This window comes from Methylobacterium sp. Leaf111 (assembly GCF_001423285.1).
Lineage (GTDB): Bacteria > Pseudomonadota > Alphaproteobacteria > Rhizobiales > Beijerinckiaceae > Methylobacterium.
The window spans coordinates 14954-27645 of the sequence record NZ_LMNE01000034.1 but is presented as its reverse complement, the minus strand read 5'-3'; the positions used below and the strand labels follow the sequence as shown (position 1 = coordinate 27645).

The following is a 12692-nucleotide window of genomic DNA, read 5'->3' as shown; positions in this document are numbered from 1 at the left end:
GCTCTCGTCTCCTTCAGGCCCATCGCGCCCGGTGCTCGGCATAGGCCTTGGCCATCGCGCCTGCGATGACGGGGGTCGCATCCAGGGGCTGGTAGTGCAATTCCTCCAGGCGGCCGACGAAGGGCTTCAGGGCCCCGGCCATCGCGAGTCCCGCGAAGAGTCGCCTGTGGCGGATATAGGTCTTGGGCAGGTCGAACAGGAGGACGGGAGCCCCGGTGCTTACAGCCTCCCCGACCATGTTGGCCGAATCTGAGGTGACGACGATCGAATCGGCGATCGCCAGCATCGAAACATAGGGATTCGGGCTGCCACCGTCCCAGAAGAAACCGCCTTTCGTCGCCACCATGGTCCGCAGAGCGTCCCGCAGGTTCTGCGGCGTGCGCCGGGACACGGTGACCATGAGGGAACAGCCGCCCTCGGTGAGCTTGTCGAGGTCGCGCAGGAGCCTGCGCATATCCGCCGGGCGATAGCTCAAATGTCGGCTGTCGCCGCCGATCAGCACCGCGATGCGGGGCCAGGGCAGGGTGGACAGGCGCGGGTCCGGGTGCGCGCGGGCCTCGGCGAGGCGCTCCGGTGTGACCTGGTGCGGCGGTGTCAGGGTGGTGAAGACGTTGGGGCCGCGCAGGTCGTCGTAATCGGGCACCCAGACGAAGTTCGCCGCGTCGTGGCCGATGCGGGGATCCTTCAGGAAGGCCGTGAAGGTGCGGCCCTCGGACGCCGTGCGCACGGCGCGGAGGTACGGGACGGACCGGCGCCCGGACGCGATCAGCAGATCGGGGAGGGGCCCGGACAAGGCGCCGCGTGCGTTGCCCGGCCGGTCCCGCGGGTCGGTCGGTCCCCAGGGTGCCATCCAGCCGAAGGGGGGGCGGGGCGCGATCCGACGGATCTCGAACGGCAGGCCGAGGGTTTCGGCGAGGCCGACGCATTGGTTCTCGTCGCCCGCCTTGCCGTCGGTGACGATCCAGGTCCTGGCCTGAGCGAGGTCGGGAAGCGGCGCAGCGGCGCCGGTGGTGGAGGGCATCGCGGACGCTGCCGACATCAGGTGATCCAGGTCAATCCTCGAGCGGCGTCATCCGCCATGCCGTCCACTCAATCCTGGGGCAGGGCGCGCCGGAGCCAGCCCGCATAGTGCTGGGCGATGGCGGTCACCCGGCGGCGCTCGGAAGCCGGGTCGTACCAGGCCCCGCCCGAACTCGACGGGACCGCGGAGAGCTGGGGATGACGCGCGAGGATCTCGCCCCGACGCCCGATGAGCAGGGCCTCGCCATCAAGATAATCGCTCTGCGTGCCACCGCCGAGGCGGCCACGTCCGCCGTCGCCACCGGCATAGGGATTGATCGAGAGGCCCGTGATCCGCACCAGTAGCAAGGGCCCGCGGCCGCCGAGCCGGTCGGCGAATTCAGCTTTCAGGGCGGAAAGCAGATCCTCACGCAGCGCCAGGGCCGGAACGCCGCCGCCGAGGGCAAGCAGTGGTCGGACATCGACGTCGACGCCGGCCAGGCGCTCGCCGCCTAGGCTCGGCAGGTCCTCGGCCCAGGCCGATCCGAGCAGTGCGACGAGACCGAGCAGCGGAGCCGCTGCCCGGAAGGGGCCCAACCGCATGGGCGGCTCAGCCGCCGTACTGGACGGCGACGACCTCGTAGGACTTTCCGCCGCCCGGCGTCGTCACTTCGACGGTGTCGCCGACGCCCTTGCCGATCAGCGCGCGGGCGATCGGGGAGGTGATGGAGACCAGGCCGGAGCGCACGTCCGCCTCGGGCTCGCCGACGAGCTGATAAGTCTTCTCTTCCTCGGTGTCCTCGTCGAGGAGCTTCACCGTGGCCCCGAACTTGATCTTCGTCCCGGAAAGCTTCGACACGTCGATCACCTCGGCGCGCGAGATCATGCTTTCGAGCTCCAGGACGCGGCCCTCATTGTGGGACTGCGCCTCCTTGGCGGCATGGTACTCGGCATTCTCCGACAGGTCGCCCAGGGCGCGGGCCTCGGCGATGGCCTGGATGATCCGCTGGCGCTCCACCTGCTGGCGGTGCTTCAACTCCTCCTCCAGCGCTGCGTAACCGCGCACCGTCATCGGAACCTTGTCTATCGTCATCGTCTCGCGCCACAATGAATAAGCCCGGCCAGGAGCACGCCGCTCCTTCCGGGCCAGAGTAAGTTACTCCTGAACCGCCAACAACACGGCTTCCGTTCAACACGGAAGCCGCGCGAGACTTCAGGCCGCGAAGTATTCCTGCAAGGCGCGGACCTTGAGATCGCCTCCGAGATAGGCCTTGATGCCCTCGGCCGCAGCCATCGCTCCTGCAAGAGTGGTGTAGTACGGCACTTTATGCAAGAGGGCCGCGCGCCGGAGGGACCGCGAGTCCGACAGGGCGCCCGCCCCCTCGGTGGTGTTGAAGACGAGCTGGATGTCGCCGTTCTTGATCGAGTCGACGACGTGCGGCCGGCCCTCCAGGACCTTGTTCACGCGCTCGGTCGGCACGCCCTGATCGGCCAGGTAGCGCTGCGTGCCGCCGGTGGCGATGATCGAGAAGCCCAACTCAGACAAAAGCCGAATCGCCGGCAGGATGCGCTCCTTGTCGGCGTCGCGGACCGAGACGAAGACCGCGCCGCCCTTGGGCACCAGGGTGCCCGAACCGAGCTGGCTCTTGGCGAAGGCGACGCCGAAGCTCGAATCGAGACCGATGACCTCGCCCGTGGAGCGCATCTCCGGCCCGAGCAGCACATCGACGCCGGGGAAGCGGGCGAACGGGAACACCGCTTCCTTGACGGCGATGTGATTGAGGACCTTCGCCTTCAGGTCGAAGCTCGCCAACGACTCGCCGGCCATCACGCGGGCGGCGATCTTGGCGATCGGATCGCCGATCACCTTGGCGACGAAGGGCACCGTCCGCGAGGCGCGGGGGTTCACTTCGAGCACGTAGATCGTGCCGTCCTTGATGGCGTACTGGACGTTCATCAGGCCGCCGACCTTCAGCGCCAGGGCCATGGCCCGGGTCTGCCGCTCCAGCTCGGCGATGATCTCCGGCGAGAGCGAGCGGGAGGGCAGCGAGCAGGCGGAATCGCCCGAGTGGATGCCCGCCTCCTCGATGTGCTCCATGATGCCGGCGATGAAGACGTCCTTGCCGTCGCAGATGGCGTCGACGTCGATCTCGGTGGCGTCCGACAGGTAGCGGTCGAATAGAAGCGGGTTCTTGCCCAGCACCGTGTTGATCTGCCCCGTCTTGTCGTTGGGGTAGCGCGCCTTGACGTCCGACGGGATCAGGCTCGGCAGGGTGTCGAGGAGATAGTCCGCGAACTGCGCCTCGTCGCGGATGATCGCCATGGCACGGCCGCCCAGGACGTAGCTCGGACGCACCACGAAGGGCAGGCCGAGATCCGAGGCGACGAGCCGGCTCTGCTCCACTGAGTAGGCGATGCCGTTCTTGGGCTGCTTCATGCCGAGCTTGTCGAGGAGGCGCTTGAACTGGTCGCGGTCCTCGGCGAGGTCGATGGCATCCGGCGAGGTGCCGAGGATCGGCACGCCGGCGGCTTCCAGGGCGCGGGCCAGCTTCAGCGGGGTCTGCCCGCCGAACTGCACGATGACGCCGTGGAGCGTCCCGGCCTGGCGCTCGGTCTCGATGATCTCGAGCACGTCCTCCTGGGTCAGGGGCTCGAAGTAGAGCCGGTCGGAGGTGTCGTAATCGGTCGAAACCGTCTCCGGGTTGCAGTTGACCATGATGGTCTCGTAGCCGGCTTCCGAGAGCGCGAAGCAGGCGTGGCAGCAGCAGTAGTCGAACTCGATGCCCTGTCCGATCCGGTTCGGGCCGCCGCCGAGGATGATCACCTTCTTGGCGTCTGTCGGACGTGCCTCGTCCACCACCGCGCCCGCGAAGGGCGCCACGTAGGTCGAGTACATGTAGGCGGTGGGCGCCTGGAACTCGGCCGCGCAGGTGTCGATGCGCTTGAACACCGGGCGCACGCCCAGGGCCCGGCGCGCCGCCCGCACGCTGTCCTCGTCGGTCCTGGCGAGTACGGCCAGGCGGGCATCGGAGAAGCCGGCGGCCTTGAGCTGGCGCAGCGCCCCGGGGGTGTTCGGGATGCCGTGCGCCTTGACCCGGTTCTCCAGGTCGATGATCGCCTGGAGTTGCTCCAAGAACCACGGATCAATTTTGCAGGAGGCATGGACCTCCTCGTGGCTGACGCCGAGGCGCAGGGCTTGGCCGACCTTCAGGAGGCGATCGGGCGTCGGGGTTCCCAGGGCGGCCTTGATGGCGTTGTGGTCGTCGCCCTTGCCGAGTCCCTCGATCTCGATTTCGTCGAGACCGGTGAGGCCGGTCTCGAGGGAACGCAGGGCCTTCTGGAGCGATTCCGCGAAGCAGCGGCCGATCGCCATGGCCTCGCCCACCGACTTCATGGCGGTGGTCAGCGTCGGCTCGGCGCCGGGGAACTTCTCGAAGGCGAAGCGGGGAATCTTCGTGACGACGTAGTCGATCGACGGCTCGAACGAGGCCGGTGTCGCGCCGCCGGTGATGTCGTTGGCGATCTCGTCGAGGGTATAGCCGACGGCGAGCTTGGCCGCGACCTTGGCGATCGGGAAGCCGGTGGCCTTCGAGGCCAGGGCGGAGGAGCGCGAGACGCGCGGATTCATCTCGATGACGATCATCCGGCCGGTGGCGGGGTCGATCGCGAACTGGACGTTCGAGCCGCCGGTCTCGACGCCGATCTCGCGCAGGACCGCCAGGGATGCGTCGCGCATCACCTGGTATTCCTTGTCCGTGAGCGTGAGGGCCGGCGCGACGGTGATGGAATCGCCGGTATGGACGCCCATCGGGTCGATGTTCTCGATCGAGCAGACGATGATGCAGTTGTCGTTCTTATCGCGAACGACTTCCATCTCGTATTCCTTCCAGCCGAGGACGCTCTCCTCGATCAGGACCTCGTTCGTCGGCGAGGCGTCGATGCCGCGCTCGACGATGTCCAGGAATTCCTCGCGGTTGTAGGCGATGCCGCCGCCGGTGCCGCCCATGGTGAAGGAGGGGCGGATGATCGCCGGCAGGCCGACTTCGGCCAGCGCGATCAGCGCCTGCCCGATGGCGTGCTCGCCGTAGCGCTTGCGCCGCTCGGACTCGCCCCGGTGCCAGGTCTTCTCGAAGGCGGCGAGGGCGGCGGCGCGGGCCTCGCCCTCGTTCGCCGCCTCGATGCGGGCGACCTCGGCCAGGTACTTCTCGCGGTCGGCCTTCTTGGCCGCCGAAGCGTTGGCCAGGGCCGATTTCGGCGTCTCCAGGCCGATCTTGGTCATCGCGTCGCGGAAGAGGTGGCGGTCCTCCGCCTTGTCGATCGCCTCGGTGGTGGCGCCGATCATCTGGACGTCGAACTTCTCCAGAACGCCCATCTTCTTGAGGGACAGGGCGCAATTCAGCGCCGTCTGGCCGCCCATGGTCGGGAGCAGGGCGAAGCCGCCCGGAATGGCGTGGCGTTCTTTCTCGATGATCTTGGCGACAATCTCGGGCGTGATCGGCTCGACGTAGGTCGCGTCCGCCATGTCCGGGTCGGTCATGATCGTGGCCGGGTTCGAATTCACCAGCACGATCCGGTAGCCCTCCTCGCGGAGGGCCTTGCAGGCCTGGGTCCCGGAATAATCGAACTCGCAGGCCTGACCGATGACGATCGGCCCCGCACCGATGATCAGGATCGAGGAAATGTCGGTGCGTTTCGGCATCGGGCGCCTTGGCTGCAGGCACGCGCGCCCGGCCATGCGCGGTGCCGGAGAAGCGGCACGGGCCTGGGGGCGCTAGCGGCGTTGATTGTCGTTGATCCTGGCACTTACACGCAGCCCGCCGCCATTGGAAGGGCGCGGGCCGAAGGTGAAGCGCTGAAGCGTCTCAGAAGCCCAGGTAGAGAGCCGAGACGGCGCGGTCGATGGACAGGTAGAACACCCCGAAGGCGACCACGGCGGCGGCGGCGAATTCGAGTGCCGCATTGGAGAGGGTCTGGCTCCGGCGGAGCATCTCGCGGCCGAAATACAGGCCAATCCAGGCCAGCGTCATCACCACCGGTAGCGCGAACAGGAAGGACCAGGTGCTCTCGACGCGGTCGAGGCTCGCGGCCGGGTCGATCAAGGCGCGGATGTTGCGGACCCACGGCGCATAGCAGGCCGAGTAGAGGGCGGTCATCCACGCGAGGCTGACGGCCACGCCGAGATGGAACGTGAAGAGGCGATGCAGGCGCGAGAAGTCGTCGCGCGCGTCGTCGAACGTCATGTGGAAATCCCCGGCAAGCGTCGGAACCGACCCGGCGACGATCTTCGAACGCCGTCCTTAGCGGGCCGTTAACGATGCCGGGATGCCCCGGAATGCCGGATTTTTTGTGACGCGGCGGGAACCTTTTCGCGGTTGGTATCGCCTGCGTGCAGGGCTGGCCTGCCGCCGCCGCGGTGGCCGGAAGGGGCATCGCCTCCGTCCGGCCATACGAATCAGTCGGCGGTGGTGACCAGGGTCTCGGGCTTGCCGGCCTTCATCAGGGCGACGAAGCGCCCGAACAGGTAGTGGCTGTCCCGTGGGCCGGGCGAGGCCTCCGGGTGGTGCTGAACCGAGAAGGCCGGCCGGTCGGTGAGGGTTAGGCCGCAATTGGAGCCGTCGAACAGGGAGACGTGGGTCTCCAGCGCCGTCTCGGGCAGGCTCGCCGGATCGACCGCGAAGCCATGATTCATCGAGACGATCTCGACCTTTCCGGTGGTCTTGTCCTTCACCGGATGGTTCGCCCCGTGGTGGCCCTGCGCCATCTTCACGGTGCGGCCGCCCAGCGCCAGCCCCATGAGCTGGTGCCCGAGGCAGATGCCGAAGGTCGGCACCTTCTTGGCGAGCAGTGCCCGGATCACCGGGACCGCGTATTCGCCGGTGGCGGCTGGATCGCCCGGGCCGTTCGAGAGAAACACGCCATCGGGCTCCATCGCCATGATCTCGTCGGCGGTAGTGGTGGCGGGCACCACGGTGACGTCGCAGCCGGCCTCGGCCAGAAGCCGCAGGATATTGCGCTTCACGCCGTAGTCGATCGCCACGACCTTGAGGCCGGTGCCGGGCTTGCGGTCGCCGTAGCCGGCCTTCACGTCCCAGATGGTCTGCGACCATTCCGAGCGCTCACGGCTCGTCACCGGCGGCACGAGGTCGAGACCTTCCATCGGCGCAAGAGCCGCGGCGCGGGCCTTCAGGGCCTCGCGGTCGAACCGGCCCTCCGGATCGTTGGCGATGACGGCGTTCGGCATGCCGTTGTCGCGGATCAGGGCGGTGAGCGCCCGGGTGTCGACGCCGGTGATGCCGACGATGCCGCGGGCCTTGAGCCAAGCGTCGAGGTGGCTCGACGAGCGCCAGTTCGATGGCTTGGTCACGGCGGACGCGATCACGGTGCCGCGCACGCCGGAGGCCGGCGCCGCATCGAGGCTCTCCAAGTCCTCGTCGTTGGTACCGGTGTTGCCGATATGCGGGAAGGTGAAGGTGACGATCTGGCCAGCATAGGACGGGTCGGTCAGGATTTCCTGGTAACCGGTCATCGCGGTGTTGAAGCAGACCTCGCCGTCGGCGAGTCCGGTCTGGCCGATTCCGAATCCCTCCAGCACGGTCCCGTCCGCCAGGACCAGGAGCGCGGTGGCCAGGGGCTCGGCCCAGGGAGCGGGGGGCGCGGGCACGGCAGGCGTGTGGACGCCTTCATCTTGCAGCATCGGCGTGATCTCGCTTATGTCCGGCCGATCCCGGCGCCGTGAGCGGCGCATGCGGGCGGCTTGTCGTGCGGCGCTCATAGCGAGCGCGCCGCGTTAGGGTCAATGTGGCCCTCGCGTCGGCGCGTCTCAAGAACCCCGGTTCGCGCAGCAATTCGCAGACCACGCCATCGATCCGCCGTCCGGAATCCCGCCGTTCCGGGGTCCCGCATTTTCTAGGAGTCACACCATGCTGCGCGCCCGTCTCACCACCGAGATGAAGGAGGCCATGAAGGCCGGCGACAAGGCGAAGCTCGCCACCGTCCGGATGATCCAGGCCGCCCTCAAGGACAAGGACATCGAGGCGCGCGGCCTCGGCAAGGAGCCGGCCTCCGAGGAGGAAATCCTCGCGCTCCTGCAGAAGATGATCAAGCAGCGCAACGAATCGGCCGCGGTCTACGACCAGGGTGGCCGGCCCGAGCTCGCCGAGAACGAGCGCAACGAGGTCGCGATCATCGCCGGCTTCCTGCCGCAGCAGATGGACGAGGCCGAGACCCGGGCGGCCATCGACAAGGCCGTGGCCGAAGTGGGCGCCGCCGGGCCCAAGGACATGGGCAAGGTCATCGCCGCCCTGAAGGGCGCCTATGCCGGCCGCATGGACTTCGCCAAGGCGAGCGGCCTCGTGAAAGAGGCGCTGAACGCAAAGGCCTGAGGGCGTCCCAGCGCCCCGCATCGGCGTTGGGGACTCTTTAAGCCCGGGTCGCTAAGATGAGCGGCCGCAGAGGTCCGGTTCTTGCCGTGCGTTACCCGCCCCACATCCTTGAAGAGATCCGTGCGCGCCTGCCCGCATCCGATATCGTGGGGCGGCGCGTCCGGCTGAAGAAAGCGGGCCGCGAGTGGCGCGGTCTGTCGCCGTTCAATGCCGAGAAGTCGCCCTCGTTCTACGTGAACGACCAGAAGCAGTTTTATCACTGCTTTTCCTCGGGCAAGCACGGAGACGTCTTCACCTTCCTGATGGAGACGGAGGGCTTGAGCTTTCCGGAGGCGGTGGAGCGTTTGGCGGCGGAGGCCGGCGTGACCCTGCCGGCGCCGAGCGCCGATGCCCGCGAGCAGGAGACCAAGCGCGCCGGGGCCTTCGACGTCATGGAGATGGCCGCCGCGTTCTTCGAGGAGCAGCTGCGCGGCCGCGCCGGTGCGGAGGCACGCGCCTATCTCGACCGGCGCCAGCTCGGCCCGGAGACCCGGAGCCGCTTCCGTCTCGGCTACGCGCCCGGTGACCGCTACGCTCTGCGCGACCACCTCGCCGCCAAGGATGTCGACCGCGATCTGATGGTCGAGCTCGGTTTGCTCGTGGCCGGCGAGGACATCCGCGTTCCCTATGACAAATTTCGCGACCGGGTGATGTTTCCGATCGCCGATTCGCGCGGGCGCGTCATCGCCTTCGGCGGCCGGGCGATGCAGAAGGACGCCAAGGCGAAGTACATGAACTCGCCGGAGACGCCGCTCTTCCACAAGGGGCAGCTCCTCTACAATCTGCACCAGGCCCGCAAGCCTGCGCACGATCGCGGCGTCATCATCGCCGTCGAGGGCTACGTCGACGTCATCGCCATGACCCTGGCGGGCCATCCCAACGCGGTGGCGGGCCTTGGCACGGCGCTCACCGAGGAGCAGATCGGCCTTCTCTGGCGCAACGCCGACGAACCGATCCTATGCTTCGACGGCGATGGCGCCGGCCAGCGTGCGGCCTTCAAGGCCCTCGATGTGGCGCTGCCCGGCCTGACGCCGGGCAAGTCCCTGCGCTTCGCCATGCTGCCCGAGGGCCAGGACCCCGACGACCTCCTGCGCGCCGAGGGAAAATCGGCCATCGACCGGGTGCTCGACGCGGCCCGGCCCCTCGTCGAAGTGCTGTGGTCGCGCGCCACCGACGGGGCGCCGCTCGATACGCCCGAGCGGCGAGCCGGTCTCGCCAAATCGCTGCGCGAGATGGTCGCCTCCATCCGCGACGAGACCGTGCGGGGATTCTACCGGGACGAGATCGAGGGCCGCCTGCGCGCGCTCTCTCCGCAGGCCGCCTCCGGGCGCCGCGGCCCCTGGGAGCCGCGGGCGGCCTCCGCGCGACCCGCCTTCCAGCGCCAGCCCCGTCCGGGCGATCCGCCACCCTCGCCGCGAATCACCACCAAGTTCAATCCGCTCTATGCCGGCGAGACCAGCGCCTCCGGCCCGGTGGCGTTTCGCGACCGCGAGGCGATGATCGTCTCCAGCCTCCTCGTCCACCCCGAACTGCTCGGGATCGAGGCGGAGGATCTCGCCGAGCTCGAACTGGGCGACCCGGATGCGCAGGCGTTGCGCTCCCTCCTGCTCGACAGCCACGCCGACGCGGATCAGCCCGGCGTCGAGGTTCTGGAGAGCCGATTGAAGCGGGCGGGGCTCACGGAAGCCGCCTCCCGGCTCGCCAGTCATGTGCGCCCGGGCGATCGATGGACCCTTGACGCGCATGCCGATCCTGTGCGTCTCGAAGACGCATTGCGTCAGGCCGTGATCTTGCACCGCAAGTCTGGAGCGCTAAATAGCGAACTCCGCTTGGCTGAGCGGGCCCTGGTCGAGGACGAGACGGAGGCGAACTTCGCTTGGCTGTGCGACGTAAAGGCCCGTATGGCCGTCATCGCTGGTGCGGAGGCGGACGAGGTGGTGCCGGATGAGGCGTCGACACCCTGAGACGCGCACCGCGAACGAATTCGGCCGCCATTGGCGGCTCATGGTTAACAATCGGTCAAGCGTCTCGCTTGCATACCGGGATCTGACTTCGACGCGGCTGTCACTTCGGCGGACCGCACATCACATGCATTTCAGCGTCGACGACGCGGAGTGAGCGACATGCTCCCGCGCGATGCTGACACGACAACCATAGGCGGACCATGGCGACGAAGGCAACGGAACGGGACGAGACGGATGCTGCTCCGGAGCAACAGACCGACGGGCCGCTCCTCGATCTGACGGATGCCTCCGTCAAGCGGATGGTGAAGCTCGCCAAGAAGCGCGGCTACATCACCTACGAGGAGATCAACGAGGTTCTGCCCGACGGTCAGTCCGACCCCGACCAGATCGAGGACGTGCTGTCGCAGCTCTCGGAGATGGGCATCAACGTCGTCGAGGCGGAGGAGACCGAGGAGACGACGGAGGCCAAGGGCAACGGCGAGGCCGACGACGAGGACGGGGCGGAGGGGACCGAGGTCGCTGAGATCGCCCCCACCAAGCCCGTCGCCCTGCGCGCCGAGACGACCAAGGAGCCCACCGACCGCACGGACGATCCTGTGCGCATGTACTTGCGCGAGATGGGCTCCGTGGAGCTCCTGTCCCGCGAGGGCGAGATCGCCATCGCCAAGCGCATCGAGGCCGGTCGTGAGGCGATGATCGCCGGGCTCTGCGAGAGCCCGCTGACCTTCCAGGCCATCATCATCTGGCGCGACGAACTCGTCGACGGCCGGGTGCTCCTGCGCGAGATCATCGACCTCGAAGCGACCTATGCGGGCCCCGACGCCAAGAACGCGATGCAGATCGCCGACGGCACGGAGGAGAGCGAGGACGCCGAGGGCGACGCGCCGACGCCGCCCGAGGGCGACGACGAGGATGACATGGAGAACAACGTCTCCCTGGCGGCCATGGAGACGGAGATCAAGCCGCGCGTCCTCGAGACGTTCGACAACATAGCGAACAATTATCGCAAGCTGCGCAAGCTGCAGATCGAGCACGCCGAGCTCAAGGCCTCGGGCGGCACCCGCACCGATGCGCAGGAGCGCAAGCAGGAGGAGCTCAAGGACGCCGTCGTCACCGACGTGAAGTCGCTCTCCCTCAATGCCAACCGCATCGAGGCCCTGGTCGAGCAGCTCTACGACATCAACAAGCGTCTCATCTCCCATGAGGGCCGCCTGATGCGCTACGCCGAGAGCCACGGCGTCGCCCGCGACGAGTTCCTGCGCCACTACCAGGGCTGGGAGCTCGACCCGAACTGGATGGAGCGCGTCGGCAGCCTCGGCGGCCGTGGCTGGAAGAACCTCGTCGAAAAGGGATCGAGCGAGGTCGCCCGGCTGCGCGAGCAGATCCTGACCCTCGCGTCGGAGACGGGCCTCGAGATCGGCGAGTATCGCAAGATCGTTAACATGGTCCAGAAGGGCGAACGCGAAGCCCGCCAGGCCAAGAAGGAGATGATCGAGGCCAACCTGCGCCTGGTGATCTCCATCGCCAAGAAGTACACCAATCGCGGCCTGCAGTTCCTGGATCTGATCCAGGAGGGCAACATCGGCCTGATGAAGGCCGTCGACAAGTTCGAGTACCGGCGTGGCTACAAGTTCTCGACTTACGCCACCTGGTGGATCAGGCAGGCGATCACCCGCTCGATCGCCGATCAGGCCCGCACCATCCGCATCCCGGTGCACATGATCGAGACGATCAATAAGATCGTCCGGACCTCGCGCCAGATGCTGCACGAGATCGGTCGCGAGCCGACCCCGGAGGAACTGGCTGAAAAGCTGGCCATGCCGCTGGAGAAGGTGCGCAAGGTTCTCAAGATCGCCAAGGAGCCGATCTCGCTCGAGACTCCGATCGGCGACGAGGAGGACAGCCACCTCGGCGACTTCATCGAGGACAAGAACGTCGTCCTGCCCATCGACGCGGCGATCCAATCCAACTTGCGGGAGACCACGACGCGCGTGCTCGCCTCGCTCACGCCCCGCGAGGAGCGGGTGCTGCGCATGCGTTTCGGCATCGGCATGAACACCGACCACACCCTCGAGGAGGTCGGCCAGCAGTTCTCGGTAACCCGCGAGCGCATCCGTCAGATCGAGGCGAAGGCTCTGCGCAAGCTCAAGCACCCGAGCCGCTCGCGCAAGCTGCGCAGCTTCCTCGACAACTGACATCTTCGTTTGCGCCGGCTCGCCCCGGCCAACGACCCCTGCGAATGAGCCGGCTCCTCTCGGGGTCGGCTCTTTCGTTTCGACTTCCCGGCCATCGATGCGCATGAAGCGCG

9 protein-coding genes are annotated in these 12692 nt (G+C 67.6%); 3 read left to right on the top strand and 6 right to left on the bottom strand.

Annotation, left to right across the window (positions count from 1 at the left end):
- Positions 1-13 precede the first annotated feature (13 nt).
- The 6 genes from ASF41_RS15245 to carA all read right to left on the bottom strand — a co-directional run bounded on the left by ASF41_RS15245 (position 14) and on the right by carA (position 7693).
- Positions 14-1039, bottom strand: a complete 1026-nt coding sequence (locus ASF41_RS15245; protein WP_056494626.1) for a mitochondrial fission ELM1 family protein — start codon at positions 1037-1039, stop codon at positions 14-16.
- A 50-nt stretch (positions 1040-1089) separates the two neighbouring features.
- Positions 1090-1602: a hypothetical protein gene (locus ASF41_RS15240; protein ID WP_056494622.1), complete on the bottom strand. Its 513-nt coding sequence runs from the start codon at positions 1600-1602 to the stop codon at positions 1090-1092.
- A gap of 7 nt (positions 1603-1609) precedes the next feature.
- A complete protein-coding gene (greA, locus tag ASF41_RS15235) occupies positions 1610-2086 on the bottom strand; it encodes a transcription elongation factor GreA (protein WP_181017364.1) in 477 nt (158 codons plus the stop codon).
- A gap of 126 nt (positions 2087-2212) precedes the next feature.
- Positions 2213-5698 (bottom strand): carbamoyl-phosphate synthase large subunit, encoded by a 3486-nt coding sequence (gene carB / locus ASF41_RS15230; protein WP_056494619.1) that lies wholly within the window; start codon positions 5696-5698, stop codon positions 2213-2215.
- A 163-nt stretch (positions 5699-5861) separates the two neighbouring features.
- Complete coding sequence (locus tag ASF41_RS15225; protein ID WP_056218810.1) at positions 5862-6239, bottom strand: hypothetical protein; 378 nt, start codon at positions 6237-6239, stop codon at positions 5862-5864.
- A gap of 212 nt (positions 6240-6451) precedes the next feature.
- A complete protein-coding gene (carA, locus tag ASF41_RS15220; RefSeq protein ID WP_056494611.1) occupies positions 6452-7693 on the bottom strand; it encodes a glutamine-hydrolyzing carbamoyl-phosphate synthase small subunit in 1242 nt (413 codons plus the stop codon).
- Between the two features lie 226 nt (positions 7694-7919).
- Between carA and ASF41_RS15215 the strand changes: the two genes are divergently transcribed.
- From ASF41_RS15215 to rpoD, 3 genes are all read left to right on the top strand, one after another.
- A complete protein-coding gene (locus tag ASF41_RS15215; protein WP_056218815.1) occupies positions 7920-8381 on the top strand; it encodes a GatB/YqeY domain-containing protein in 462 nt (153 codons plus the stop codon).
- An 86-nt stretch (positions 8382-8467) separates the two neighbouring features.
- Complete coding sequence (dnaG, locus tag ASF41_RS15210; RefSeq protein WP_056494608.1) at positions 8468-10384, top strand: DNA primase; 1917 nt, start codon at positions 8468-8470, stop codon at positions 10382-10384.
- A 200-nt stretch (positions 10385-10584) separates the two neighbouring features.
- Positions 10585-12579: an RNA polymerase sigma factor RpoD gene (rpoD, locus tag ASF41_RS15205; RefSeq protein ID WP_056218821.1), complete on the top strand. Its 1995-nt coding sequence runs from the start codon at positions 10585-10587 to the stop codon at positions 12577-12579.
- Positions 12580-12692 lie beyond the last annotated feature (113 nt).

What these genes read in the sequence shown, in the direction of transcription:
- carA (WP_056494611.1), bottom strand. Translation starts at nt 7,693, where the DNA reads ATGCTGCAAGATGAAGGCGTCCACACGCCTGCCGTGCCCGCGCCCCCC.
- rpoD (WP_056218821.1), top strand. Translation starts at nt 10,585, where the DNA reads ATGGCGACGAAGGCAACGGAACGGGACGAGACGGATGCTGCTCCGGAG.
- ASF41_RS15245 (WP_056494626.1), bottom strand. Translation starts at nt 1,039, where the DNA reads ATGTCGGCAGCGTCCGCGATGCCCTCCACCACCGGCGCCGCTGCGCCG.
- ASF41_RS15225 (WP_056218810.1), bottom strand. Translation starts at nt 6,239, where the DNA reads ATGACGTTCGACGACGCGCGCGACGACTTCTCGCGCCTGCATCGCCTC.
- ASF41_RS15240 (WP_056494622.1), bottom strand. Translation starts at nt 1,602, where the DNA reads ATGCGGTTGGGCCCCTTCCGGGCAGCGGCTCCGCTGCTCGGTCTCGTC.
- ASF41_RS15215 (WP_056218815.1), top strand. Translation starts at nt 7,920, where the DNA reads ATGCTGCGCGCCCGTCTCACCACCGAGATGAAGGAGGCCATGAAGGCC.
- carB (WP_056494619.1), bottom strand. Translation starts at nt 5,698, where the DNA reads ATGCCGAAACGCACCGACATTTCCTCGATCCTGATCATCGGTGCGGGG.